Annotated in this window: 25 protein-coding genes, 1 riboswitch and 1 other annotated feature; of the genes, 10 read left to right on the top strand and 15 right to left on the bottom strand. The window is 39.7% G+C overall.

Going from position 1 to position 25,072, the window contains the following annotated elements:
* Position 1: 1 nt before the first annotated feature.
* Positions 2-286 carry a YwqI/YxiC family protein gene (locus tag GZ22_RS12895; protein WP_038563229.1) on the bottom strand — a complete coding sequence of 95 codons (285 nt, stop codon included), beginning with the start codon at positions 284-286 and terminating at the stop codon, positions 2-4.
* On the bottom strand, positions 283-699 hold the full coding sequence (locus tag GZ22_RS12890) for a YwqH-like family protein (protein ID WP_038563226.1): 417 nt from the start codon (positions 697-699) through the stop codon (positions 283-285). Before GZ22_RS12890 ends, GZ22_RS12895 begins: the two co-directional genes overlap by 4 nt.
* A gap of 698 nt (positions 700-1,397) precedes the next feature.
* Between GZ22_RS12890 and GZ22_RS12885 the strand changes: the two genes are divergently transcribed.
* From GZ22_RS12885 to GZ22_RS12870, 4 genes are all read left to right on the top strand, one after another.
* Positions 1,398-1,676 (top strand): YwqI/YxiC family protein, encoded by a 279-nt coding sequence (locus GZ22_RS12885; RefSeq protein ID WP_038563224.1) that lies wholly within the window; start codon positions 1,398-1,400, stop codon positions 1,674-1,676.
* A 20-nt stretch (positions 1,677-1,696) separates the two neighbouring features.
* Positions 1,697-3,280 carry an LXG domain-containing protein gene (locus GZ22_RS18055; RefSeq protein WP_051748266.1) on the top strand — a complete coding sequence of 528 codons (1,584 nt, stop codon included), beginning with the start codon at positions 1,697-1,699 and terminating at the stop codon, positions 3,278-3,280.
* 9 nt (positions 3,281-3,289) lie between these two features.
* On the top strand, positions 3,290-3,934 hold the full coding sequence (locus tag GZ22_RS12875) for a DUF443 family protein (RefSeq protein WP_038563221.1): 645 nt from the start codon (positions 3,290-3,292) through the stop codon (positions 3,932-3,934).
* 90 nt (positions 3,935-4,024) lie between these two features.
* On the top strand, positions 4,025-4,321 hold the full coding sequence (locus GZ22_RS12870; RefSeq protein ID WP_038563219.1) for a DUF4176 domain-containing protein: 297 nt from the start codon (positions 4,025-4,027) through the stop codon (positions 4,319-4,321).
* A gap of 282 nt (positions 4,322-4,603) precedes the next feature.
* Here the strand turns inward: GZ22_RS12870 and GZ22_RS12865 are convergent, their stop codons facing one another.
* From GZ22_RS12865 to GZ22_RS12830, 8 genes are all read right to left on the bottom strand, one after another.
* Positions 4,604-5,872, bottom strand: a complete 1,269-nt coding sequence (locus tag GZ22_RS12865; protein WP_038563216.1) for a cytosine deaminase — start codon at positions 5,870-5,872, stop codon at positions 4,604-4,606.
* Entirely contained in the window at positions 5,869-7,143 is a 1,275-nt protein-coding gene (gene codB, locus GZ22_RS12860; protein ID WP_038563214.1) for a cytosine permease, read from the bottom strand. The genes GZ22_RS12865 and codB overlap by 4 nt, the downstream gene beginning before the upstream one ends.
* A 307-nt stretch (positions 7,144-7,450) precedes the next feature.
* The gene (locus GZ22_RS12855) at positions 7,451-8,143 is read right to left on the bottom strand and encodes an ABC transporter permease (RefSeq protein ID WP_038563213.1); all 693 of its coding nucleotides are present in this window, start codon (positions 8,141-8,143) and stop codon (positions 7,451-7,453) included.
* Positions 8,136-9,062: an ABC transporter ATP-binding protein gene (locus GZ22_RS12850; protein ID WP_038563211.1), complete on the bottom strand. Its 927-nt coding sequence runs from the start codon at positions 9,060-9,062 to the stop codon at positions 8,136-8,138. The genes GZ22_RS12855 and GZ22_RS12850 overlap by 8 nt, the downstream gene beginning before the upstream one ends.
* A gap of 57 nt (positions 9,063-9,119) precedes the next feature.
* Positions 9,120-10,094: a sensor histidine kinase gene (locus tag GZ22_RS12845; RefSeq protein WP_084160744.1), complete on the bottom strand. Its 975-nt coding sequence runs from the start codon at positions 10,092-10,094 to the stop codon at positions 9,120-9,122.
* Positions 10,091-10,789, bottom strand: a complete 699-nt coding sequence (locus GZ22_RS12840; protein WP_038563210.1) for a response regulator transcription factor — start codon at positions 10,787-10,789, stop codon at positions 10,091-10,093. The genes GZ22_RS12845 and GZ22_RS12840 overlap by 4 nt, the downstream gene beginning before the upstream one ends.
* Positions 10,790-10,925: 136 nt before the next feature.
* Positions 10,926-12,623 (bottom strand): methyl-accepting chemotaxis protein, encoded by a 1,698-nt coding sequence (locus tag GZ22_RS12835; protein WP_051748265.1) that lies wholly within the window; start codon positions 12,621-12,623, stop codon positions 10,926-10,928.
* 240 nt (positions 12,624-12,863) lie between these two features.
* On the bottom strand, positions 12,864-13,382 hold the full coding sequence (locus GZ22_RS12830) for an acetylglutamate kinase (RefSeq protein WP_038566025.1): 519 nt from the start codon (positions 13,380-13,382) through the stop codon (positions 12,864-12,866).
* A 426-nt stretch (positions 13,383-13,808) separates the two neighbouring features.
* On the opposite strand from GZ22_RS12830, the gene GZ22_RS12825 reads away from it, so the two are divergent.
* A complete protein-coding gene (locus tag GZ22_RS12825) occupies positions 13,809-14,090 on the top strand; it encodes a hypothetical protein (RefSeq protein ID WP_038563207.1) in 282 nt (93 codons plus the stop codon).
* Here the strand turns inward: GZ22_RS12825 and GZ22_RS12820 are convergent.
* A complete protein-coding gene (locus GZ22_RS12820; protein WP_051748264.1) occupies positions 14,083-14,652 on the bottom strand; it encodes a C40 family peptidase in 570 nt (189 codons plus the stop codon). The genes GZ22_RS12825 and GZ22_RS12820 overlap by 8 nt on opposite strands.
* Before the next feature lie 174 nt (positions 14,653-14,826).
* Positions 14,827-15,040, top strand: a binding site (T-box leader).
* 40 nt (positions 15,041-15,080) lie between these two features.
* Here GZ22_RS12820 and proS point away from each other — a divergent pair.
* Positions 15,081-16,517 carry a proline--tRNA ligase gene (proS, locus tag GZ22_RS12815; RefSeq protein WP_038563205.1) on the top strand — a complete coding sequence of 479 codons (1,437 nt, stop codon included), beginning with the start codon at positions 15,081-15,083 and terminating at the stop codon, positions 16,515-16,517.
* Positions 16,518-16,596: 79 nt separating this feature from the next.
* Here proS and GZ22_RS12810 read toward each other — a convergent pair whose 3' ends face one another.
* The gene (locus GZ22_RS12810; RefSeq protein ID WP_164072085.1) at positions 16,597-17,037 is read right to left on the bottom strand and encodes a GNAT family N-acetyltransferase; all 441 of its coding nucleotides are present in this window, start codon (positions 17,035-17,037) and stop codon (positions 16,597-16,599) included.
* A gap of 259 nt (positions 17,038-17,296) precedes the next feature.
* Between GZ22_RS12810 and GZ22_RS18300 the strand changes: the two genes are divergently transcribed.
* On the top strand, positions 17,297-19,045 hold the full coding sequence (locus tag GZ22_RS18300; RefSeq protein WP_084160743.1) for a T7SS effector LXG polymorphic toxin: 1,749 nt from the start codon (positions 17,297-17,299) through the stop codon (positions 19,043-19,045).
* A 29-nt stretch (positions 19,046-19,074) separates the two neighbouring features.
* Positions 19,075-19,650, top strand: coding sequence for a suppressor of fused domain protein (locus GZ22_RS12800; RefSeq protein ID WP_038563200.1), 576 nt, complete (start codon positions 19,075-19,077; stop codon positions 19,648-19,650).
* A gap of 95 nt (positions 19,651-19,745) precedes the next feature.
* On the opposite strand, the gene GZ22_RS12795 is transcribed toward GZ22_RS12800, so the two are convergent.
* Entirely contained in the window at positions 19,746-21,095 is a 1,350-nt protein-coding gene (locus GZ22_RS12795) for an amino acid permease (protein WP_038563198.1), read from the bottom strand.
* A 121-nt stretch (positions 21,096-21,216) separates the two neighbouring features.
* Positions 21,217-21,295: riboswitch (glycine riboswitch) on the bottom strand.
* 260 nt (positions 21,296-21,555) lie between these two features.
* Here GZ22_RS12795 and GZ22_RS12790 point away from each other — a divergent pair.
* Positions 21,556-21,834, top strand: coding sequence for a hypothetical protein (locus tag GZ22_RS12790; RefSeq protein WP_038563195.1), 279 nt, complete (start codon positions 21,556-21,558; stop codon positions 21,832-21,834).
* 93 nt (positions 21,835-21,927) lie between these two features.
* Here the strand turns inward: GZ22_RS12790 and GZ22_RS12785 are convergent, their stop codons facing one another.
* Complete coding sequence (locus GZ22_RS12785) at positions 21,928-22,692, bottom strand: DUF2268 domain-containing putative Zn-dependent protease (protein WP_038563192.1); 765 nt, start codon at positions 22,690-22,692, stop codon at positions 21,928-21,930.
* Positions 22,693-22,801: 109 nt separating this feature from the next.
* Between GZ22_RS12785 and GZ22_RS12780 the strand changes: the two genes are divergently transcribed.
* The gene (locus GZ22_RS12780; protein WP_038563191.1) at positions 22,802-23,512 is read left to right on the top strand and encodes a class I SAM-dependent methyltransferase; all 711 of its coding nucleotides are present in this window, start codon (positions 22,802-22,804) and stop codon (positions 23,510-23,512) included.
* Between the two features lie 70 nt (positions 23,513-23,582).
* Here the strand turns inward: GZ22_RS12780 and GZ22_RS12775 are convergent, their stop codons facing one another.
* Entirely contained in the window at positions 23,583-25,025 is a 1,443-nt protein-coding gene (locus GZ22_RS12775) for a sensor histidine kinase (RefSeq protein ID WP_245609667.1), read from the bottom strand.
* Positions 25,026-25,072: the final 47 nt, after the last annotated feature.

Genomic DNA, 25,072 nt, shown 5'->3' with positions numbered 1-25,072 from the left:
CCTATCCTATTGTAAAGGCATCAATTGCTTTAGCCACTGTCTGTTCGAATTTCTCGAGGGAATCAACAGCATCTTGACTTGCCTCTACATGCTGCAGAGCCATCTGCTGATAATCTTGTATAAGACTATTCAGCGATACATTAATATCATTGATCTTCGCCTGGACATCAAGCATCTCCCGGCCACTGCCTCTATCTAGATTTCCAGATTGGAAATCTGACAGGGAATTTTGGAGATCCGTCAACTTCTGCTGCACATGATCCGCTTTTAATTTAATCTCACTCATGACTGCAGTTCCTTCTTCCTATCTGCATGAAGCCGATCTAATGAACTTTGTTTCGTTGCCATCTGCATCTGACATGAATCAATCTCAGCAACAAGCATACCCTTCGCCTGTTCTAACGCATCCAGAACTCGCTGCACCTCATCTTGAGACACATCTTTAAAGCTAGCCGAAAGCTCTCCATTACGGAAAGCATCAAACTTATCAGCAAGCTCTCCCTTCCACGTCTGCGCTGTCAAATCAATATCCCGCCAATATTTCCTGCTTTCTTCATAATCTCCTTGCAGACTAGAGATTTCTGAGATCGCACGTTCAAGGCGCTGCACTTCTTCTTGCTTTTGGAGCACTTGCCCACGCAACCCATTGATCGAACTATTCATACTGCGGATTTGACTATCTATAGAAGCTAAAGACATTCTAACACCCTCCTTACTTTACATCACACCGCACAAAAAACTTTATCACTACTACAGTAAAGGATTTCCAGCAAAAAATCTGTAAGACTTCTGCCTTGTTTTTCCAAAATACGACCGATTTGTAATGGTAAAAAGGTTGGGGATTATAATGAGACAGCTCGCATCTAGCTTCGGTGCACCTTAAATTTTTCTGCGAGCCTATCTATTACATACTTTAAATTCTTCTCTTGGTTGGGGAGATTTTTTGGACTGTGTTTTCTTATTTGAAAAATATAATCACCATCATTCCCCTCATTCCTCATTGTAATAGTAGAGTGTAGCCATCCATCTTTTATATCTAGATGCTGTACACTGCAAAAGCTAAAATACCAAGCCGCTATAGCTTTATCTGCTCTAAATAAATGCATCGGCACGATTAAGAGCCAGGACGTATATACAGTATCCGGAAAAGTCGTTTACAGTTACACACCATTTCCCCATCCCGCACGATCCAAATCAAGATTATGTAATAATTTGGCATATAAATCCAACAAAACGGGTAATAGGTTAGCGTTTCAAGCCAATAAATGAGCATATAAAACTATTTCCCTAGTCACAGACGGTAATTATTTAAGGAAAAAGGTACTTAATACTCTACAAAATGGAAAATGGTTTCGTTAGGGTAAAAATAGCAGATTTTTATGGAAAGGAGCACTTCCATGAGCGGAGAAATAAAAATTAATCAAGCGGAGGCTCAAAAAGGCATCCAAGAAATGAGCGATAGCTTGCAAGCATTGCAAAAACAACTCGGCGAAACAATGGACGGCAATAAAGACATACGCATGAGTGATTTGTACAACGAAATTAAGCAAGAATACGAAAACCTTCTCGGTCAGTTCATTACGCTGTTTCAGGATAACATAGCAGCAACAGAAACAGCAGTACAGGAACTAGTCGAATTAGATCAAGCACTTGGCAATAACATCGCTTTAAAATAAACAAGTGAGGAGGAAGTACGTTGAAAGAGTTCGCAGTAAAGGAGATTCACAAAGGTACAGAAACGTCTAAGCTCGATTTAGACACACTTTCCGATCAACTATCAAACCTTCAGCAAAAAGTTAGAAATCTCTATAGCTTAGATGATGCCTTAAAAGGAAAAACAGGCAATGCTATCCGTTCTTACTACAACGAAATTCACACCCCCTTTCTCACCTTCCTGCTTCAATCTATGGAAGATTACAAAAACAGGCTTGAGAACATGAAGAATGACGTTCAATCCTTCGAACCAAGTCAACAAGGTTACATAAGTGAAGGCTTTCTAGACAATGAGCTGCACCCCGGATTAGATAAAGCTAAATCCAAGGTTGCTAGTGTCTCAGAAAATATTAATCAAGTATTATCCAGTGTGGCGGATATTAGGTTTGTAGCACAAGTTAGTTATTCTGACTTTGAAACATATATTGAAAAAGGCAAACGCCAAATAGATGAGGTCATTACTGATCTAGGCGAACTCGATAGTAAACACGCATCTCACCTGCAAGAAACACAAAGTGATTTAGATACATTGAAAAAGTATTTGTCCGAAATGACAACCGGATTAAGTAGCGGCGCTATATCGATCAGTGACTTTGATGCCGTTTCCCTGCAGGATATGAATGCTTATAATAATGTTATTCAGCAAAGTTATGGGAATGGAAATATTGAAATCACTGAGGATAATATTGAGTATCTTCCTATGGCTGCAATTGCTGCTACAAAAGATCACAAGTCAGATGGTATGCATGAGAGCTTTCGTGTCTTATTAGATCATGCTCTAATGGATCTTCAGCAGGGGAATATAACACGAGAAGAATACTATGATATATACGCGCTTGCATCGAAAACGAAAGTCACGTTACATGAAGAGGAATTGGAAGAAGATGTACCCGATTCCGTACTTGATTACATTAATGAAAACAAAGAAAAAATGCAAAAAGACTTTTCTAATGATTTTCTTGCCAATGTCTTGCAACAGGTTGGAAGGACAACAACAAAACTTGGCGGATTTATCACTGTTATGACTGGGACTAGAGGTCCTGATATACCCAATACGTTTGTCATGGTGAATCCAAATACAGCAGGCTTCACAGACTCACTAAAGAATACTGGTCAGGCAATATTAAAAGGTGGAAAATGGCTAGGTAGAGGAGTCATGGGAGTTGGTTTTGGAGTAGGTATGTATGAGGACCTGAATCAAAAAGATAAAAGTTTCGGAGAGGCTCTAGTTCACAATTCAGCTTCTCTAGGAATAGGTTCTGCAGGCGCATTTCTAGGTACAGCTGCAACAGCATTCTTATTAGGTTCAAATCCAGCTGGATGGGCAGTATTAGGCGGCGTTGCAGTTAGTGCAGTGCTCGTAGGTGGATTCAACTACTTATATGATAATAATATATTAGGACTACAGGATGGTTTAGATTATGTGGGTGGTAAAATAGATCAAGCATGGGAAAGCACGAAAGATGCCGCAGGCGATGCCATAGATTCCATAGCTGAAACAACTAAAGATATAGGAGAAGCAATCAGTAGTGGTTTTGATGCAATTAATCCGATGAATTGGGGATAAAGAAAACATATGAATGCACAGGCTAACTTTGTATACAAAAAAATGCGTTACAATCTTATAACTATCAATAATGATTATTATATCTTAGATAAGGACAATCCAAAGTGGCTTATATATATACCCTTCTTATTTTGGTTTTTCCCTCACAAAGCGTACAAAATTACAAACCAAGATATATTAAATGATGTTGTTAAACGTAGCCCTAAAGAAAAAGGTAGTTACGTAAATATACTTGCAATAGTTATCGGTTTAGCTATTGCCAATTTATTAAGACCTATAATGAATCGTTTTGATGTAAATATCTCCACTCCTCTTTCTTTATTAATCATTGGTATTACTACGTTGCTAATACTTTTATTAAGAAGTCATATAAGTAGAAGAAATAAAGAAAATCTATTACATCATATAGATGGCGCAGATGTAGAAGATACACAATTAATTGTGAGATTTAGAGATTTAAAATTCCTATTAGGATATATACTATACTATATTTTCATTTTAGCTTTTGTCATTGGTATGTTTTATGCATATGTCTCTTATGGAAATACAATTATATTAGTATTCTATATGATTACCTTGTTCTTACTGACTATGGGTAATTTGTTTACTGTTTGGCCTGGGAACATAAAGGTGAAATTTCAGACAGAGAATTAGAAGTTATGTTAGTTCCTGTTTTATATTAATGTGATTTACGCAACAAAAGTTGTGTTACATACTAATCTACAAAATATTGGAGGAATAACTATGCTCCCAATCGGATCAATTGTCTTTCTAAAAGAAGGTACAAGTAAACTCATGATTCTGAACCGCGGCCCCATTATAGAGCTAGAAGGGGAACAAAAGATGTTTGATTACTCAGCCTCTGTCTACCCTCAAGGTTTGGTCGCTGACGCCGTTCTTTATTTTAATGAAGAGAATATTGATGAAGTTGTTTTTGAAGGATTTAGGGATAGTGATGAAGAACGATTTGAGACTTTGTATAATCAATGGCTTAAGGAAAATAAGATTCAAAAAGGCATTGTTAGTGGGCCATTAAAATAAAAGACAAATGAAGCACAGGATTTTCTTGGTGCTTCATTTGTCTTTTTGTTGATTCTTTTTTTGACTACTCTCAAGAGAACTAGGAAATAAATTTGAACTTGTTTCTTCCTATGCTTTAATGGGTTGGGCGGAGCATCCTGGCTTAGTAGCTATGGATCCAATCACAAGGAAAAATATTATCTTCGCGCTACCTCGTGTTCAGAGTGAGCAAGCGGTGCAGGCAATCCAAGCAGGATAAAAAATAAGAGATTGGAAATAACCCAATCTCTTAGCTCTATACTATTACCTCTTGAATGTAACATTTTCCACTTTCTCACCAAGCGTTAGAGTAGTTTCTCTTGGCTTCGTCTCCGCAATAACTTCACCATTCCGTACAGAATACAGAACAGCAGCTTGCTTCCGAATCGCTTCGTATTCATTCTCTGCTTCCAGTACGATCAAGTTGGCAGGCTTTCCTTCTTCAATACCGTACTTGTCTTCGATATGCAGTGTTCTTGCGCTGTTAGACGTAATCATATCAATGCTGTTAACAATCTGATCATAGCCCATTAACTGCGTTACATGGATGCCCATGTGCAGTACTTGCAGCATGTTACCTGTCCCTAGTGGATACCATGGGTCAAAGATATCGTCATGTCCAAAGCTGACGTTAATGCCAGCCTCTTGAAGCTCCTTCACTCTTGTAATCCCTCTTCGTTTTGGATACGTGTCAAAGCGTCCTTGCAGATGAATATTGACTAATGGATTCGCCACCATGTTGATGTTGGACAACTTTAGCAGACGGAATAATTTAGATGTGTATGCATCATTATATGAGCCCATTGCTGTTGTATGGCTGGCTGTCACTCGTTCGCCCATGCCGTAGCGATGCGCCTCTGCAGCCACTACCTCAACAAAACGGGATTGTTCATCGTCGATTTCATCACAATGGATATCAACGAGACGGTCGTATTTTTCCGCTAATTTAAAGGCTGTCTGCAAAGACTCTACGCCATACTCTCTCGTAAACTCGTAATGCGGTATGCCGCCGACAACATCTGCTCCCATGCGGAGTGATTCTTCCAGCAGTTCCTCCCCATTTGGATACGATAGAATTCCTTCCTGCGGGAAAGCAACAAGCTGTAAATCAATATAAGATGCCATCTCTTCTTTTACTTCGAGCAATGCTTTTAAAGCTGTTAATTCTGGATCTGTCACATCAACGTGCGTACGTACATGCTGTATTCCCTGTGCAATTTGCCATTTCAATGCTTGCTTCGCCCGTGTTTTTACATCCTCTAGCGTCAGCAGCTCTTTCCGTTCTGCCCAGCGCTGAATTCCTTCAAATAGGGTCCCGCTTTCATTCCAGTTCGGCTCGCCAGCAGTAAGCGTTGTATCCAAGTGAATATGCGGTTCAATAAATGGCGGCAGTACTAGGTTACCCTGTACATCCATGATCTGCTCATCACGGTTTGCTTCGATAGACGGAGCTATTCTTTCAATCTTTCCTTCTGTGATTTGTATTTGCCAAAGACCTTCTCTATTTCTTAATTTCGCGTTTGTTATAATCATGATTCTGTCACCTTTTCTACGTTAAGATTAAGTTTTGCTTCAGCTGCTTTTGCTGCGATGATTGAAAGAACTACATAGACAGCCGCAGCACCAATCAATCCGTTTATCGGCGGTATACCAGGCAGAAACTTCGCTGCACCTGCTCCAATAGCCCAGGCGATCATTGCATTCCAGTTCACCGCTTTGAATGTCATTGTTTCGAACGCTGGGTACTTCCCGCGGCGTACGATAAAATAATCTGCAATCAAGATGGCACCGATTGGCGGTAAGACAGCGCCTAGCGTTGTTAGGAACCCGACAAAGTTGTTGTACAGCCACATCGCCAGAATCGTCCCAATAATACCGTTGAAGATAACCACTTTACTTTTTTTGATTTTCGTAATGTTGGAGATTCCTAGACCCGATGCATAAATCGCACTATCATTCGTCGTCCAGATATTCAACCCTAGCACGATAATCGCTGGGATGATAAGGCCTTGCAGGAACATCACTTCGGAAATATCAGATTGACCTGTTATAATCGCGCCGATTGCACCGAAGAAGAACATGAGTGAGTTACCGATAAAGAACGCGAAGACTGTTGTTATAACAGCATTTTTGGGTTTGTCCGCAAATCTTGTAAAGTCAGGTGTTAACGTTCCTCCACTGATGAATGACCCGACACAGATAGTCAGTGCTGCTGCAAGACTTATTTTCTCGGTTGGCTGATACTGCATAAGTTCACCGAACCCACCAATCGTATCAACTGCCTCAAGAGCTGAAAATCCTCCAAGTGCGATAATTGACGGCACCGCGATAATGCTTAAGATTGTCAGAGCTTTCATTCCAAAAAAGGCAGTCGCTGTCATGCCTAATCCCAAAATAATAATCAATATATATGTATCTATTCCTGTGACTCTATGAACCGGCACTGCGAACATAGCCGCACCGACTCCGAACCAACCTACCTGCGTTGCACTCAGCAAGAAGGAAGATAAGTAGGATCCTTTTTCACCGAAAGCATAACGCGTCAGTAAATGTGTAGAAAGACCAGTCTTAGCTGAGATATGCGCAAGTGCTCCAGTGTATAGTCCCAAAATCAAATTACCTGCTAAAACGATCCAGATAAATTGTGTCATGGACAATCCTAGTCCGAGCGTCCCTCCCGATACCATACTCGCTGAGAAAAATGTAAACCCAAGCATTACCATCATCATTTTCCAAAATCCGCTCCGATGTGACCCCGGGACTGGCTGAAGTGAAAAATCATGATCTACCTTATTCTGTTTCATAGTAATTCCTCCTGTTTTAGTTAGACTAAAACTGGTACCGAGGAAAAAAGAAAAGAGGCTTCCTGCCATCACTGACAGGAAGCCTCTTTAAACATGAGGATATAAGGATATAGCTATCCCATTACTCCGCATAGTTTCCGAATGTCCTTGTCAGCCTCACGGGACTGAATTAAAGGTACCAGTATTCAAATTAAAGATATTATTACAATAATTGTGAGGAAAGTCAATATGCATTTCATCTTACAGGTGAAATAGAAAAAGCAATTTTATGAGTGCGACAACTACTATTACTATATTCACCAGCAGATCAAAAATCCTTCTTCACTGCCTTACTAATAACAAAGTAAGCTATAATGAACCCGACGATACCAAGCGCAACTGGCACTGCAGTGAAAGAGAACAAATTCGTGCCATCACTATTTATCGAAGAGGATAAAATAGCAATGATTAAGATAGAGGATGTTATCGTTGCAGGTACCGAATACTTTATCATTCCGAATACTAGCGGAATAAGTGCCATCCCTGCCACCGCAACTCCAGTGACCAACAGATGTACTGTGTTTTCCCATAAAAGATTCAACGGGAAAGAAAACCATAAGATATCGTATACGTTATTCAGCAAACTAAAAATAATCGATAGCAGATATACCGACACAAAAAACAACACAAAAGTTAATAAGCTTATAACGATGACTTTAGCCATGAGTAATTGCTTCCGACTAACAGGTGTCGTGAACAAGACTGATATTGTTTTACTCTTAAACTCCTCAATAATCATGTTCGATAGCAGAACCGAAGCATAGATGACGAATCCAGCTACCGCCATAATCTCAATAAACATCATAATTTCATCTGCGCTGGCAATAGACTCAGCGGTTATTTCCGTATCAACCCCAAGCAATAGAAGGATACCAAGTATTCCGGCGTTTATTAGAAGGAATGTTACACCTATCGTCAGGAAGTTCATTCGCTTCATTTCTAACCTCATCAGATTAAGCATGTTTTTTGCTCCCTTCCATCCGCTGCATGAAATAGCCTTCTAGTGATAGATTTTTATTGTTGATCTTCCCGATTTCGACGCCATTACGAACCATCGCCAGTATAATATCGTTCTGGGAGATTGCAGGATCGTAGACGTTGATCAGATCCTCTTCTTCTTTCACTTGGAAGTTATTCGCTTGAAGCTCATGCTCCAATACATAAGCTGCTTTTGGATAGTCAGAAACCGAGAGCTCGATATGCTCGGTATGATTGCCGCGAATTTCTGCCATGGATGTTTCTTCGACTAATCTGCCTTCCCTGATAATGCCGATCGTATCAGCAATGTGTTCGATTTCCCCAAGTATGTGACTGGAGATTAACAGCGTAACACCGTACTGTCTGCTGAGCTTATGAAACAGATCCCGAAGCTCCTGCATCCCAATCGGATCCAAACCATTGACTGGTTCATCCAAGATCAACAACTCTGGCTTTGTTACGATGGCTCTGGCAATACCTAATCTCTGCTTCATACCAAGCGAAAATTCTTTGACTGGGACGTCTTCCACGTTCTTCAAATTCACTAATGCCAATGCTTCTGAGATAGCATCCTTCTTGTAGTAGCCCATATATTCACAATAGATTTCCAGATTCTTTCTGGCCGATAGCTTATCGTAAAAAATAGGATATTCAATGATACAGCCTATTCGTTTAAGTACTTCATGAGAATTGGCTTGCAGCCTCGTCCCGAGAACCTCTATGTCTCCAGCGGTTGGTTTGATGAGGCTGGTCATCATCTTCATGATGGTTGTTTTTCCCGCACCATTCGGGCCGAGGAATCCATATATTTCGCCGCGCTTCACATTCATACTGACATTGGAAACAACGTCCTTCCCACGGTACCCCTTCGTCAGCTGATGCGTTCTAATAGCATATGTCATACGCTAACCCCTTTTCGTTGATTTCCTTCACTTTAACAAAGGAAACTGTCAATCCACTTAAGGAATCCTTACGACTTTCTTAAGTTTGCTATAATCCTCTAATTTAGGCTTTGGGAATGTGAGCGTAAAGGTGGTTTTCGTATACGGTATACTGGAGAAATGGATTCGTCCCCGCATCTGCTCGGTCAAGCGCTTAGCAATCATCAATCCGAGGCCGCTGCCCTGCGCTGTAGATGTTCTAGCATCATCCGCTGTATAAAGCCGCTCAAATATCCGATCTTTATCGGTTTCCTGTATGCCTTTTCCTTTATCCCACACCTCTATAAAGACGTTCTCCTCATCCTGACGCATAGTCATGCCAACGGTTTTCCCGTCCTTCCCGTAGCGAATGCTATTAGACAATAAATTCTCTAGAATCCGTGTCAGCGCAGCCGGGTCTGCTTCTATATGTATCGACTCTTCCGGCAAATCAATATGTACAGTAAAACCTTTACTCGTTAACGTATCGTAATAGCCAAGTATCGCTTTTCGGCAAACCTCATTCAGCTGTATCCGTTCTGTCTCCAGCTGCCAATCCTCCGATTCCAGCTTTGCCAAATCAAAAAAGGTATTGATCAAACCCGCAACCTCCATGACCTTAGATTGTACTTTATCCAAAAGTACTTCTCTCTCCTGCGTACTAAACTGCTTATCATGCTGAATCGTCTCAATATATCCAGAAATAACGGTGAGCGGCGTTTTTAAATCATGCGACACATTTGAAAGCATCCGGTTCGTAGAAATTCGGAGGCGTGCCAGATCTGCCATTGATTCTTGATGATAATCTAGCAAGCTATTAATCTCATTCAGCAAATCACGCAGCTCCTGATCATCCGTCACTAGCAGTAACCTTTCAGCAGAATCCGTTGCAGTGATAGCTTTGAGTTTCTCGGTCATATACTGCAGATTGCGTTTCATTTTCCCCCTGGTTCGATAATGCAGGAACAACAAAATCCCTATGCACACTACCAAAAAAGCAACAACATAAATCATAGTTGCATCTCCATCTTGTAGCCAATTCCCCATATCGTTTTTATATACAAAGGAGCAGACGCATCATCCTCAATCTTCTCCCGCAGTCTACGGATATGGACGTTAATAACATTATCATCACCATAATACGTTTCCTTCCACACACTTTCGAACAGCTGTCCCTTTGTGAACACTTGATTCGGACTTGTTGCGAACAAGCTTAGAATCTGGAATTCCTTTGCTGTCAGGTTAATGGGCTTCCCTTTTTTGCTGACAGAGAAGTTATTCAAATCAATATTCAAATCACGTACACTTACAACCTTCTCTTTCTCTTCGTATGGCAGACTATATTGCATCGACCGCCGCAATGCCGCCTTCACCCTCGCAGTTAATTCAATGAGCGAAAATGGTTTCCCTATGTAATCATCTGCACCAAAACCAAGCCCGAGCGCCTTATCTACATCACTATCCTTTGCAGACATAATCAGAATCGGCAGCATGCTCTCACGCCTAATCAGCTGTACAATATCCAACCCATTATAAGCAGGCAGCATCAAATCAAGAATGATTAGATCTACGCTTTCTTGCGCAAACAAATCCAATGCCTCCCGCCCATCAAAAGCGGAGAAAATCGTATATCCTTCTTTCTTCAAATGAGACGCAACCATCTCATTAATCTGTGTATCATCTTCAACTAGCAGTATTGATTCATTCATTTTTTCACTTCTTTCTCACGAAGTATCACTTTTTATATACGTACAGTATACGGGAAAAGCAGAGGTTTCGGAGACACGTTCTTACGCATAGCTCATGAATTAAAAAAAGCCCCCTATAAACAGGAGGCTGTTCTCTTTAAAACTTAAATTTACCCAGTGCTGCTTGTAAATCCATCGCCATTCCAGATAGAGCTTCTGATGAGGCAGAAATCTCTTCCATAGCAGCGGATTGCTGCTGTGATGCAGCTGCATTTGTTTCGTTTGATTCAGCGTTTTCTCGCGCAGTCATTTTAACTTTGTCCATTACTTCTACAATGCTTTTACTTCCGGAAGAGACTCCTTCGATTGTTTGAGAGACTTCCTGGACGTTGTTTGTCACTTGATTGATAGCCTGTTTAATATACTGGAATGAATCATTTACGTTTTCTGTTTTTCGAATGCCTTCTTCCACATTTTCTGCACCGTGCTGCATTGCAGTTACAGCTTTATCCGTTTCGGCTTGGATATCCGAGATGAGAGAAGCAATCAGTTGAGTAGAATTAGCTGATTGCTCAGCTAGTTTTCTCACTTCATCCGCTACTACTGCAAAGCCTTTGCCTTGTTCCCCAGCTCTGGCTGCTTCTATTGCCGCATTCAGTGCTAATAGATTCGTTTGGTTTGAAATATCACTTATTAAATTGACGATTGTTCCAATTTCTTTTGATTTTTTATCTAATCCGTTAACGAATGAACCGATTTCGGTAACGGAGTTATTGATTTCATTCATCTGTTTTACAACAGCAAGCACTGCTTCTGTTCCATCCTGTGAATTGCGGGATGCAGTATCTGACAATGTCATAATCGTTTGGCTGTTTGTTTGTGCCTCTTTTACCCGCACCTGCATATGCTCAACAGACGCTACCACATCTTCCACGTGATGCATGGTGAGCTCTGTGCCATTAGCTGCTGTCTGAGTGGAAGCGGCAATTAATTCAGCAGATTTAGAGCTTTCTTCTGCGCTGGCAGTCAATTCTTCAGACGAAGCCGCTACTTGATCAGATGTCTCAGCGATAGTTTTCATGACATCTGATAAATTCTCTCGCATCTCACTTAGATTCAATGTCAGCTGTCCAATTTCATCATTCGAGGAATCCTTAACCACATAAGAAAAATCTCCTTTCCCCGCATTGTGCATTGCCTGCGAGATTCGGCTCAGTCTTTTCTTAATACCTCGGGTGAAGAACAATACCACCACGATAACCAAGACAACAACAAGGACCAGAACAACAACGAATATTTTTGTAAAATCTGCAATACTTGATGCAACCATGCTGTCTGAAGCCCCGACATACCATATACCAATAACTTGTCCCTGATCATTTTTAATAGGGGAATACGCAGTCTGGTAACTGTTTCCGACTACCTCAGCTTCACCGTAGTACGTTTCTTCCTTCTCTATAACGGCTTGTTTAACTGCAGCTGAAACCTGTGTTCCAACGGCACGTTCCCCGTCAGTCATTACATTTGTAGCTACCCGTGTATCCTGTTGAAAAATCGTTACGGTATCCCCTGTCAATTCCGCTATCCGATCTACAAGATCAAAGTTGTCGTTCATTTTGGTTTCGCCTTTGTACAACACACCATCTCTAATTTCCCAGGAACCTGGATGAACCGCATCGATATACTCTTCGGCCAGCTGCAGATCCGATTTTGCTTTCTCTAATGCAATTCCTTTCATTCCGTGCGTCATATTATTCATTACCACATACGAGATAATTCCAGCGAATAGCAGGACTACTGTTAACACAAGTAAATTTATTTTTGTGCCAAGCTTAAGACGATTGATGACTCTCATTAGTCACCCTCCTGAAGTTTTCTAACCACTACCATTCGTGAAATTAGCTGCGAATATACTTGTATGCGTTTCCCGTTTACAGTGGCTTAACATATATCGGCTATAACTTTCAAGAATTAAACATGTAAAATGTGGAATTGGTAGAATTATAATTCCAATATCGGAGATTGATGATTTTACTTATAAAGAAAATAAAAAAAGCGGCTGAAATTCAGCCACTTCTTTACCGATCAATCTGTGTTACCCTCTTAAATCTGGATACAACTTGATCATAGCATCCGAAATCATATCAGCCATTTCTCTTGCTTGCTTTTCTATCTGATCATAGACTGCAATGTCCTTTTCGTAATCCTTATTAATCATATACAAAGCTTCCTGCTTGGTAAGAGCTAAATGCTGATAAAACATCTGCCTCACCTGCTCAACTGGCAGAAATGGATTTATACTATTAAGGAAAACAGCAATTTCATCTGCGTTTTCGTACCATTTTCTTTCCGCTTCATTTGCTGCCTGTGTATCGCCTGCAATCGCAGCCTTCACAAGATCCGCCGCTATCAAGAGATGCTCTTTAATTAATGCTGCGTACATGTTTGCCGCATTGTCTCCATAAATCGGGCGGAACATATTCCCCATATCCTCAGCATTTTTTAAAAGACGCGCTAACACAAAATTCACGTCCGGTAAATTGAATACCAAACTGATGATAGCCATTCGTGTCCAGGCAACATGCTCCTCCCAAAGACTTCGTTCATTTCGCATCAATTCAACTTCTCTTTGTGTATAACAATTTTTTGGCTGATTGTTGTGTTGCACATATCCATAAGATGGATTGTAAATGTAATTTTGCTGTCTAAGATAAGCATCCTCCGGTGATATATAAGTGTTGTGATTTGGAACATTATTAGGAAATCCTCGATAGTACATGAACTTCTCCCCCATACTTATATCCAATTTAACGTTTATAGTGTATTCGTTATTGGAAACTGGGTGCATGTCTATCTTTTTCTGATTTAAAAGGGTACTCCCTGAAAGGATAGAATTAGTTGTTAGCTGCCGTACACGGAGAAACAACTTTAGCAGGTACTATAACTGAAAAATGTTTTTCATTACATAGCTCAGGGTAAAATGTAATTACAATTTTTAGGTTTCAACACTAATTTACTAGCAGTCCAGGAGAGAATGCATATGCCAACAACAGTCTCATTAGCACTATTATTAATAAGTTATTATCTTCTAAGGAGATTATATATCAAGCGAATTGTCTACATTCACCTTCAAAATGAGGGATACGAAAGGAATACTATTCTTTATATAAAACCTTTCACTTCATTTTTAAAGGGGAATAAAAAGGTATTGGTTGCAGTGGCTATCAAAGAGGATGATAAGCTTTATTACTACTATATGAACGGGAAGAAAAACGTTTCCTTAGATTCATATATTCGCAATGGGCAGGAGTACATCATGTAATGTGTACAAAGCTGAATCCATTGTATTTTACATAAATCGGATTAGCAAAATCATACGGATAGATAAAGTCTTTCGGACCAGGAGATACCCAGCTGCCATCTTTGAAATAATTTGTATTAAAGATCTTAAATTCTAGTCCGGCTTTGTAATATGCGTACCAAACTAATTCGCTGCAATACGTACTATTCTTAGTAAGTTTAGGGTTCCTGGAGATTTTGTATCCAATGTTCTTATCATAGAAATGCTCCAGTGCAATATCTGCAGCTTCTTCCCCAATTTGCGGAGATTCAGGCCGTATGACAATATTCTTTTTGTATCTCTTTCTAAAACTATCAATTGTAATCAATTTCGGAAAAGGATAACCTATCCACCTTGAGGTATGCAGGATATGAGTTGGACTTACAAAAATACCAACATGTCCAAGAAACCCATTAAAACTGACACTCTTCGTTATGATGATATCTCCTTTTTTATACTCTTTTTTAGTTTTTATAATATCCTCCTTCTTAAAATCATAATTTATGCGAAGCTTATTAAGCGAATGTGCCATCGGATTTAACATAGACTCACCTCGAAGAACAATTAAGATAGAAATCAATTCCCCTTTTAATTAAAAATAATCTAACTAGAGCCGACAAAGTTAAAGCCTTTGCAAAGAATCATAAGGTTTCTTTTTACTGATATCCTTTTATGTTATTGAATTCCGCTCAACCAATTGCTATATTAAATTATAAATAACCAATCAATGATGTGACCAAGTAAATAAGGATTGTGAAACAGAAAATATAGCCTTGGCTGAGAGCTATATCACCTCTTCTTATTGAACCCTGCCACGGAGATGTTAGATAAAACTAACCGAGTCGTTTCGTTACAAACGTATAGAGGACTTAATATATATTAAGTTGAACTAAGGTGGTACCACGTCTATTAAGCATAGAGACGTCCTTTTTGGACTCTTTATGCTTTTTTATATTTTAAGGAGGAAAAACAATGTCTCAAAAGACAAACGATTTTACAAAGTGGTATATTGATACGATTCAAAAAGCTGATTTAATTGATTACACGCCAGTTCGCGGCAGTATTGCATTCAAGCCAGATGGTTACGAGATCTGGGAGCATATTAAAGAAGAAATGGATAAGCGGTTCAAAGAAACTGGTCATCGTAATGCCTACTTCCCTATGCTGATTCCTGAATCTTTCTTCCAAAAGGAAAAAGATCATATTGAAGGCTTTTCACCAGAGCTTCCTTGGGTAACAGAAGCTGCTGGAGAACAGTTAGAAGAGCGTTTAGCACTTCGCCCGACTTCCGAAACAATGATTGGTCACTTGTATTCCAACTGGATTAAGAGCTATCGTGATCTTCCAGTTCTAATTAATCAGTGGGCAAATGTATTCCGCTGGGAGAAGAAAACTCTCCCCTTCATTCGTACTTCTGAATTCCTGTGGCAGGAAGGTCATACTGCTCACGTGGATGAAGAAGATGCACGTAAGGAAACGATGCAAATGCTGAACGTCTACAAAGAAGTCATTGAAGAATTACTTGCGATTCCTGTTTATGATGGGCAGAAGACTCCATCTGAACGCTTTGCTGGTGCAGTTGATACATTCTCCATTGAAGCAATGATGAAGGATGGAAAAGCAGTACAAGCAGGTACCTCCCATTACATGGGAACTAAATTCGCGGAAGCATTTGATATTAAATATCTGAACAAAGAGAATAAGCATACGCACGTACACACTACGTCTTGGGGCACATCTACACGTTTGATTGGCTCTGTTATCATGGTTCACGGTGATGAGCAAGGACTTGTCTTGCCACCGAGAATAGCACCGACGCAAGTTGTGTTGATTCCAGTTGGACCATGGAAAAAGAACCCTGCAATACTCGAGAAATTAGACGAAATCTTTGCAGCTCTAAAAGCACGAGGTATCCGTGTTCGTCTTGATGATTCAGATCAATCTCCTGGATTTAAATTCAATGAATGGGAGCTAAAAGGTGTCCCTGTACGCATTGAACTAGGACCACGTGATTTAGAGAATAATCAAGCTTTGATGAAAGCTCGTGATGCAGATGAAAAAGCAGCAGTATCTTTAGAATCTGTAGTCGAGAACACTCAAAAAGAACTTGAAACAATGCAAACTCGACTATTCGAGAAAGCAAAAGCATTCCGATCGGAGCATTCACATACGCATATCGATACAATGGAACAACTACAACAGCATCTAGCAGAGTCCGAACAAAACGGTCAAATAACTGGCTGGGTTCTAGCAGGTTGGTGCGGAGATGATGCTTGTGAAGAAGGCGTAAAAGAAGAAACAAAATTCACAACGCGGAACATTCCGTTCAACCCGCCAGCTACTAAAAATACTTGCCTGCATTGTGGTAAGGAAGCAAAACATACAGTTTGGTTTGCTCGTGCATATTAATTTTCCAAAGCAAAAAGGATTGATCCAAGTAGATCAATCCTTTTTCTTTGTATTTCACCATTCATATTGGGTGCAGGATTTAGTATCGCTTCTCCATCAAAAGACATACCTTCCCCTCGCGCACTTTTACTTCATATGGTGTATAGCCCATCTTCCCCCAAAAACAAACAGCTGATTTATTTCTTTTATATACTGCAAGGCGGCACGTATTCGTTTGTCGGCGTAACATACTTTCAAAATATAAATAAGCTTGCTTGGAAATATTCGAACCCTGAAACTTCTTATGAATTACAAATGACTCTATCCAGGGCGTATTATCTAAAGGATTCTTTATTATAAAATCGACGATTCCAATATATTTATGGTCATTTTTGATGAGCATGCGCCTTATTTTATAGGATAGCGCTTTAGTAAATGTAGTTTCTATATCTCCTATAGTAATTGTTTTTCTATTTCTGGTTACTAGATTGTATTCAGGGTTGGAATTCATTATTGCAAGTTCTATAAACATCTTATTCATGTCGTTTTTCTCTAGACTAAGCATAATAGTGATTAGTAGAACCTCTCTTTTGTTTGTTAGCTTATTTTTATATAAGCTACAACATCAACGTGTTTTTTACGTGTCCTTTGTTCATTGTGAAATAGTAAATCCTAAGGACTCATTACCTAAAACCCTCATTAAATCGCTGGTAATATAGATGTGTTTTTTTCTTTTCCCCTTACACCAAAATTTTCCTTTATTATAATTACACTAGGATATTAGCTAACGGAATAACCAGGTGGTGACTAAAATTAAAAATCTAGATGTACAAGACATCCAGCAGCAAGTCGACAGTACGAAAGATTTCATCAGTAAAACAAAAGAAAACGTCGAACAAGTAAAGCAAGCACTTAACGGCGTCACAACCCTACATGATGGATTCGCTGGCAACACCGCCGACTCCATCCGCTCCTTCTATGAAGAAGCACACAAGCCCTTCCTCGAATTCGTGGAAAGCTTTTTGGTACAATATGAACAAGCATTAAGCACCGTCAGTGATCAAGTCCTCTCCTTCGAACCGAACGAAAGTGGCTTTATCCGCCAGGAGTTTTTAGAAGGCGAACTGACCAATAAAATGCAGAAAGCACAGGACAGTCTATCTGCTACAACTGACATGATCAATCAGCAGCTTAATAGCGTCAGTGATCTAGCATCCGTATCACATATAAAAGATAGCGTATTCCTAGAATCCATCGCAGATGCAAAAAAGAAAATCAGCAAAACAGTTGATAATATGTACGAAATGGACTCGAATGCTACCAGCAAGCTGGAGAAGTCTGAGGACGATATGCAGCAGATGAAGACGTATATGTCGAAGCTGAGGAATGCGATTGACAAGAATAATATTAGTGTAGACAATTTCAATATAACTCAATTTAACAGTGAGTTTTTCTCTTATCATAATGAATTTAAGCTGATGGCTAAGGGCAGGAATGCTCTTGCAACTGGTGAAAAAGCGGAGATAACAGCTGAGGAATTTAACAAGCTTTATCCATATATTAAGAACGAAAAGAATGTGATAGATGAATATTACGAGTGGGATGGTACTTATCACACGCTGAAAGATGGACGAATCATCCGCCATTACATGCACGATACTGGTGAGTCGTATGAATTTGTTGATAAGATTCCAGAACCACGTTCCAAACCGCTTTCAGATACAGAAGAGTTTATCTATGGCGCTGTAGGTGGAGTATGGAATTTCTTTACGGAGGATCTTGCTACTGTTTTAGATCCGGAAGCGACTAAAGGAGAAAAAGCATTTGCGTTAGCTATGTTTCTTCCTGTAGGGAAACCTGTGAAAATAATTGATAAAGGCAGCGGATTTATTTCTGATGCTATTAAGTCTCTTGATAAGATAATAGAAAATCAGAACAGCTTTAAGAAAGGCTTAAAGGATGACGGAATACCTGAATCTAAAGCATTAAATCAAAAGAAAGAAACTACTCTAAATAAAATTTCAGATGTTAAAGATGAATATGACTTAATAACTCCAAAAAACATAACCGATGATTATCTTAAACAAGCAGATATTGCCGTAACTAAAAGTGAAGTGCCTTGGGGTCCTAGTAGCTTTGGAAAAGTCAGCAAGGCTTTAAGTAAGGACCCTATATCTAAAGTAACCAAGGGCACGGACGATATAAAAAATTCACCAAAGAATAAAGATACCATTAGTAAGACATACAGTAGACCTTCCGGATTTAGAAAAGGCGTTAGAGATAAAGTTTGGGAAAAAGCAAAAAATACTGAAGGTAAAGTTAAAGATCCGATTACAGATACAATTATGAGGAAGAACGAGCCTTGGGATATGGGTCACAAACCAGGCTATGAATTTAGAAAGCACAAACAAAGCGCTATGGAGAGAGGTATATCAAGAAAAGAGTTCTTAAACGAACATAACAATCCTGACCACTATCGACCTGAATTACCATCCTCAAACAGAAGCCATAAGGGTGAGGATTTAACAGACGATTATTTTGGATACTGATCACCATCTAAAACTTTTGGAGGTTTACTATGACAATTACAAACGAGAATAAGATAATAGCTCGCACTGCCTTAGGCATTTTCGGCGGAAAGCCTAACGTATCAAGATATTGGGATGATAATAATGATAGCAATATTGATATACTAGCCGCTCTAGACAGACCTTTTAATAGTATCACGTCATATTCCACGATAGGGTTATCCGACTATTCAATTGGTTATTCCGTTGAGGAAAAACCTTTACGAGTAGAAATTGTAGGAGCCAGCGCTTCTACTTTCGAGTTTTTCCCAAATATACTTTCAACTTGTGCCTTTAATATTATTAATAATCAGTTACCAGTCTCGCCTGGTGAGATATTCTCAGATGTCGTTAAAATGTACTATCCAAAGAATGACATGGAGCATATCTTATTTTCTTCTCCTTTCCTATGGGAAGAGCTAGAAACTATTGACTTCCCGGAAAAAAAAGTCACTTGGCTTCTTGCTGTTCCTATATCTACAAAAGAGTACTTGTATGCTGACAAAGAAGGGACAGAAGCTCTGGAGGATTTATTTGAACAAAAAAATATTGATATCTTCGATTTAAATAGGAATTCTATTATTTAATACTCCGAAAACCAGTATCGATGCTATCTTATGAATAAAAAATAATCAAAAACCTCATGACACATGGTAAAAGTCATGAGGTTTTTAAAGTTATTTTAGATAGTTTTTCTTTTACCTCTCCCCCAATACAACCCAAACAACAAAACAAACCACACTGGGGTCAATAACAAAGCGGGACGCGTCTCATCAGCCACCAGCATAATAACAAGAACCCCCGCAAACAACGCCAGCACAGCATAATTCACAAACGGTGTAAACGGTGCTTTAAAAGTTGATTTCTTCTGCAATTCCGGACGTGTTTTCTCATATTTTATATGGCAAATAAGAATGATGCTCCAGACCCAAATAAAACAGATGGCACTAATGCTTGTGACAATTCCAAAGGCTTGTTCTGGTATGAGTTTGCTTAAGAGTGCTCCTACTGATACGACAATAGCAGATAGCCACAAAGCGTTCGCTGGGACGTGCTTTTTGTTCAGTTTAGCAAGCTGGGACGGTCCCTGGTTTTGCTTACTTAGATTAAATAAGGTGCGGCTTGTGGAGAACATGCCGCTATTCCCTGCTGATGCTGCGGATGTTAATACGACGAAGTTGATGATGCCTGCAGCGATCGGGATTCCTACTAGACTAAATGTCTTAACAAATGGACTTTCGGCTGCATTCAGCTCAGTCCATGGGTTTATCATTAATAGGATTAGTAGTGCTCCAACATAGAAAAATAAAATCCGTAAAGGTATTTTATTGATTGCTGATGGGATGTTCTTAGACGGATTAGCTGTTTCGGCAGCCGATACCCCGATTAATTCCACTCCCACATATGCAAAGACGACCATTTGGAAGGCAAGTAAGAAACCAGAGATTCCATTTGGAAATAGTCCGCCATGCTCCCACAGATTTGTAACTGATACGGTTCCTGCATCAGTCTTGAATCCGATCACCAGCAGTACAATGCCGATACCAATCAATGCTAGAATCGTAACTACCTTAATCAGGGCGAACCAAAACTCCAATTCTCCGAATAGCTTTACCGTCAATAAATTAAGCCCTAATAAAACGACTACACAGATAATTGCTGGTATCCATTGCGGAATATCAAACCAATAATTCACATACACCCCGACAGCAATTACATCCGCCATCGCTGTCATTATCCAGCAAAACCAATATGTCCATCCTGTCACAAACGATGCCCAAGGTCCAAGATAATCTTCGGCAATGTCTGTGATAGATTGATAGCCTGCTTTTGATAATAGCAGCTCCCCTAGCGCTCTCATCACGAAAAACAGTGCTATACCTACAATCAAATAAGCAAAGATGATCGAGGGTCCTGCCAGCTGTATCGCTTTCCCGGAACCTAAAAATAGTCCGGTACCAATCGTACCGCCAATGGCAATTAGCTGCACATGTCTGTTGGATAAGTCCCTCTTTAACTCTTGTTGTGCCAAATCTAGTTCCTCCTTCAATTTAACCCAATAAAAAAAGAGATTGGATGTTCTCCAATCTCTTGATCACAAGAATAACAAATACTATTGATCATGCTCGCGCAGCATAACACAAATACATATCCGATACTCTTCTGTCCGTTTGCCTGAGATTGTGAACCCTTCGGCGCCGCGTAAAAAGCGGTCTCTCCAGAAGCTGCTCCTGCTATAGTGTGATCCATAGCATTCATAGCTTTATTATTAAGTTATTTAGATTCTGTTGAATAGTGATTATTCTATTCCTTGTTAGATTTTTTGTCAAATCCAATTTTCATCTCAGCTGGTCATGAACGCTTACAGCTACATTTCAACATTTTAGATGCTGTTCACCAAGAATCCGCTAAACCCCTAAGATACATGTACCCTTCGATATTTTATCCAGGGCATATAATACCCTGTATCCTTAAATGATGGAGGTGAAGATATGTCAGTTGGACAATATCGTTCATTATGCCAAAGATATAGCGGTAAAGCAGTTGAAATTCGTTGCCATGACGGAAAAGTTCATAGAGGGATCATCCAGCGTGTAGACCGAGATCGTGTTTATTTGCAGCCTATGGGCCGCTCCAGAAATTTTGGCGGTTTCGGTTATGGAGGTTATGGAGGTTATGGCGGCGGTTTTGGCCGAGGCTTTGGCTTTGGTTTTGGAGTAGCCTTTGGAGCCATCGCAGGAATAGCCTTGCTTTCACTATTCTGGATCTAACTATATAACAGTTTCAATATAGATTTGTCATTGACAGCATGAAAAAGCCTGGAATTGGTGCAGCCGGGCTTTATTCATGTCCACATAGGCTCTTTACAAATCGCTGGCAATAACACTAGCATCAACAGCCAGCAAGCTCTTACTGGATAAGCTGTGTCTTCCCATATAGCTTTTTACTACATAATAGCCAGCACAATACCCAAGCATCTTCGGATAGTTTCGATAACCGAACAGAATGGCTCCATATTCATAATCCTGGCGCAAAAGCTGCTGCTTCGGAACAATATAATCAGACCACATCTTCTCGATTTTCTTATCCGAATAAAAGGATGCCCAGCTTGCAGTTAGTTCCTCCCCTAACCTCTCCCTAACAGCATTTTCAGCTATCCCTTCTAATACGATTGTATCCAGTAACGTGTACTTCTCTTCACTTTTATCAAAGCGATTCAGCCGGCATACATGGTTATACTCATGCGTAAATATTGCTTTTATCTCGTCTTCTGTATTTTCTGGTGAGATAAATAAAAAAAGCTTATCCTTGAATGCCAAACCAGATTTCCCGCCCAATTGCTTTTGAATCCATTTATTACGTTCATCTGATGGGAATATATAGATAGGTATATCTGGACCTTCCCACACCTTTTGCAGAAAAACCTCGTCCTGCTGCACGACTTCCCACACCTTATCTTCAAGCTGCTTCCTCTTCTTCTTTAACGGGCGGTACATGCCATGTCGTATGAAGTAATCATATATTTCTTCAGCAGAAGCATCAGTAAAAAGTTCTGTCAGCTTCTCGCATAATGTTATTGGATCCTCATAATGCTCAAGCAGCCATTCATCCGTTCTGATTACGCTCATTTTTCTCCCCCTAACAACACCAATTTATTCAGCATGAAGGCTATTGGCACAAAACTTTTCTCTATTCATAGCATATTGCAATGATGTCATACAAAGGCAGGGGTTACGTTTGAATTACACATATCTTGATTGCCTCGCACTATTTGGAGTCGGCGGCGCGCATCCCGGCGGACTGCAGTTAACAAAGAAAATTTTAGCTGAGGAAAAAATCAATGGCGATACAGCACTTCTCGAGGTTGGATGCGGTACCGGGCAGACTGCCGCCTATCTTGCACAGCAATACGGCTGCAGTGTTAGTGCCTTAGACAACAACAGCATCATGGTGGAGAAAGCCCGGCAAAGATTTTCATCCTTAGATCTCACGATTGATGCCAAAGTTGGAGACACAAGAAATCTCCCCTACCCAGATAAACATTTTGATATTGTTCTATCCGAATCCGTCATTTCCTTTACCAATCTTATTTCCACGCTTCCTGAGCTTAAAAGAGTGCTGAATTCGAACGGCCGTTTAATCGCAATCGAAACTGTACTAGAGCAAACAATCTCAGAAGAAGAACGTTCTCAGATTGTGGATTTTTACAACTTCCCGCAATTATTCACAGAGGATGAATGGGTGAAAGCTTTTAGAGATGGTGGATTTCAGCGAATCGATATAACAAAATATCAACCAGGCTTGGAACAGGTTGATGAACAGCATGCAGCTGATTATGCTCTATCCAAAACGATCGATGATGCATTGTTAGAGATATTGGGAAAACACGAGGAAATTATGCAGCAAAATAAAGATATACTGGGTTTTCGGATATTTAGATGCTGTTGATACAAAAAGAAGCTCAACGCTAAGATGTTGAGCTTCTTTTTCATATTATTAATCTAAGGATTATCAAATGTTATTTACCACCATTCAGCATTCCTTCTTGTGGTATTTCAAGCCTGAAATGCGTACCATTCGGTGAACTGTCTACTATATTGATATCCCCTAAATGTTCGATCATCGTCTTCTTCACAAAGGCTAGGCCTAATCCCATTCCTTGCTCTTTCTCTCCTAGTGAAATAAAGGGATCAAATACATTCAACCAGTTCTCAGGGTGTATACCCATCCCAGTGTCGATAAAGTGTATGATGATATTCCTATCGTCTATCTCTGTACTGATTGTTATCTTCTTTTCTAACCTGTTATCCGGGATTGCTTCCACGCTATTTTTGATCAGATTTATAAAGACTTGTTTTAAGTTTGTCCTATTCAGATAAACATTCAGTGGTGAATATATATTTATGAATTCCAACTGGATTTTGTTTTCTTGCAGCATTCCGGCTGTAAATTCAATAGACTCCCGGATTATTTTCGCAAGATCCTCTGTTTTATACATCAATGCAGACGACTTCATGTATGCCCTATAATTAACTGTCAGCTGCTCTAAATGGTCCGATGCATCACCTATCATTTTCAGTTTCCGTTTATCTCCCTCATCAAGAGAACCATTTTTGTCCATTATGCTTGAGAAACCTTTAATAATAGCGTTTGTATTTCTTACTTCATGAATCAAACTGCCAGTCAGCTGACCTGTGTAGTCTAGTTTTTTCTGTTTTTCCATTAATTCATGAGAATGAATCTTCAAATCTGCATTCAACTTAACAAAAATGTGCATGTTTGCCACTGAAAATAGAATGACACCGATGCTGCTAGTAAGAACGCCAGTTAATGGGAAAAAGTTCAGAATTCCTGGTATGACCAGCAGCAATGCATTGAATGAAAAACCCATGAGGAAGTTCTTAAAGTACGAGTTTCGAATTCTCTTTGACAATACAGGCATAACGATTAGGAAAAATACAATGATAGCCATGTGTATGAGATACACCCAAAATAATGGCCCATAATCAGGAAAATAGTAAACACCAGTATACCTTTCTTGGGTAACAGTCAATCCTTTTATTCCTAAGTCCGTCCAATTTATCACATATACGATAGCACTCCATATAGTGAAGCCAATCAGTGCTTTTTTGGTGAAAAAAGCATAAGATACATTCGTCAGCCAATTCGCCTTTTTCACCATTGATGGTTGGTCTTTGATAATCCGGTAAGCTACATATAATACAATAGGGAGACCGAATGTCGGCCCCGCACGAAACAGCTTAAAGAGAAATAGAATCGTATCTTCTGACAGAACATCCTTAAAATAAAGAACTCCGATATCCAACTGCCATATGGTGATCAGGATCATATATATGATCATTCCTGTCGACAGCTTTGTTTCGTTATAAACTTTGCTCATGCTCAATGCTAAAAACAATGGCAGTAAACCAATGGCACATATTAATATACCAATAATCATACCTGCTAACCCCTAACTGTTGAAATCCACATTATGGATTTGACTGT

It is taken from the genome of Terribacillus saccharophilus, from assembly GCF_000725365.1.
In the GTDB taxonomy this organism is placed as follows: domain Bacteria; phylum Bacillota; class Bacilli; order Bacillales; family Amphibacillaceae; genus Terribacillus; species Terribacillus saccharophilus.
Note: the sequence above shows the minus strand (reverse complement) of the source record. Positions and strands in the feature narration are given on the sequence as shown.

Coding starts and splice junctions, on each gene's coding strand:
- GZ22_RS12895 (WP_038563229.1), bottom strand. CDS start 286: ATGAGTGAGATTAAATTAAAAGCGGATCATGTGCAGCAGAAGTTGACG.
- GZ22_RS12890 (WP_038563226.1), bottom strand. CDS start 699: ATGTCTTTAGCTTCTATAGATAGTCAAATCCGCAGTATGAATAGTTCG.
- GZ22_RS12885 (WP_038563224.1), top strand. CDS start 1,398: ATGAGCGGAGAAATAAAAATTAATCAAGCGGAGGCTCAAAAAGGCATC.
- GZ22_RS12875 (WP_038563221.1), top strand. CDS start 3,290: ATGAATGCACAGGCTAACTTTGTATACAAAAAAATGCGTTACAATCTT.
- GZ22_RS12870 (WP_038563219.1), top strand. CDS start 4,025: ATGCTCCCAATCGGATCAATTGTCTTTCTAAAAGAAGGTACAAGTAAA.
- GZ22_RS12865 (WP_038563216.1), bottom strand. CDS start 5,872: ATGATTATAACAAACGCGAAATTAAGAAATAGAGAAGGTCTTTGGCAA.
- codB (WP_038563214.1), bottom strand. CDS start 7,143: ATGAAACAGAATAAGGTAGATCATGATTTTTCACTTCAGCCAGTCCCG.
- GZ22_RS12855 (WP_038563213.1), bottom strand. CDS start 8,143: ATGCTTAATCTGATGAGGTTAGAAATGAAGCGAATGAACTTCCTGACG.
- GZ22_RS12850 (WP_038563211.1), bottom strand. CDS start 9,062: ATGACATATGCTATTAGAACGCATCAGCTGACGAAGGGGTACCGTGGG.
- GZ22_RS12845 (WP_084160744.1), bottom strand. CDS start 10,094: ATGATTTATGTTGTTGCTTTTTTGGTAGTGTGCATAGGGATTTTGTTG.
- GZ22_RS12840 (WP_038563210.1), bottom strand. CDS start 10,789: ATGAATGAATCAATACTGCTAGTTGAAGATGATACACAGATTAATGAG.
- GZ22_RS12835 (WP_051748265.1), bottom strand. CDS start 12,623: ATGAGAGTCATCAATCGTCTTAAGCTTGGCACAAAAATAAATTTACTT.
- GZ22_RS12830 (WP_038566025.1), bottom strand. CDS start 13,382: ATGCGAAATGAACGAAGTCTTTGGGAGGAGCATGTTGCCTGGACACGA.
- GZ22_RS12825 (WP_038563207.1), top strand. CDS start 13,809: ATGCCAACAACAGTCTCATTAGCACTATTATTAATAAGTTATTATCTT.
- GZ22_RS12820 (WP_051748264.1), bottom strand. CDS start 14,652: ATGTTAAATCCGATGGCACATTCGCTTAATAAGCTTCGCATAAATTAT.
- proS (WP_038563205.1), top strand. CDS start 15,081: ATGTCTCAAAAGACAAACGATTTTACAAAGTGGTATATTGATACGATT.
- GZ22_RS12810 (WP_164072085.1), bottom strand. CDS start 17,037: ATGAATAAGATGTTTATAGAACTTGCAATAATGAATTCCAACCCTGAA.
- GZ22_RS12800 (WP_038563200.1), top strand. CDS start 19,075: ATGACAATTACAAACGAGAATAAGATAATAGCTCGCACTGCCTTAGGC.
- GZ22_RS12790 (WP_038563195.1), top strand. CDS start 21,556: ATGTCAGTTGGACAATATCGTTCATTATGCCAAAGATATAGCGGTAAA.
- GZ22_RS12785 (WP_038563192.1), bottom strand. CDS start 22,692: ATGAGCGTAATCAGAACGGATGAATGGCTGCTTGAGCATTATGAGGAT.
- GZ22_RS12775 (WP_245609667.1), bottom strand. CDS start 25,025: ATGATTATTGGTATATTAATATGTGCCATTGGTTTACTGCCATTGTTT.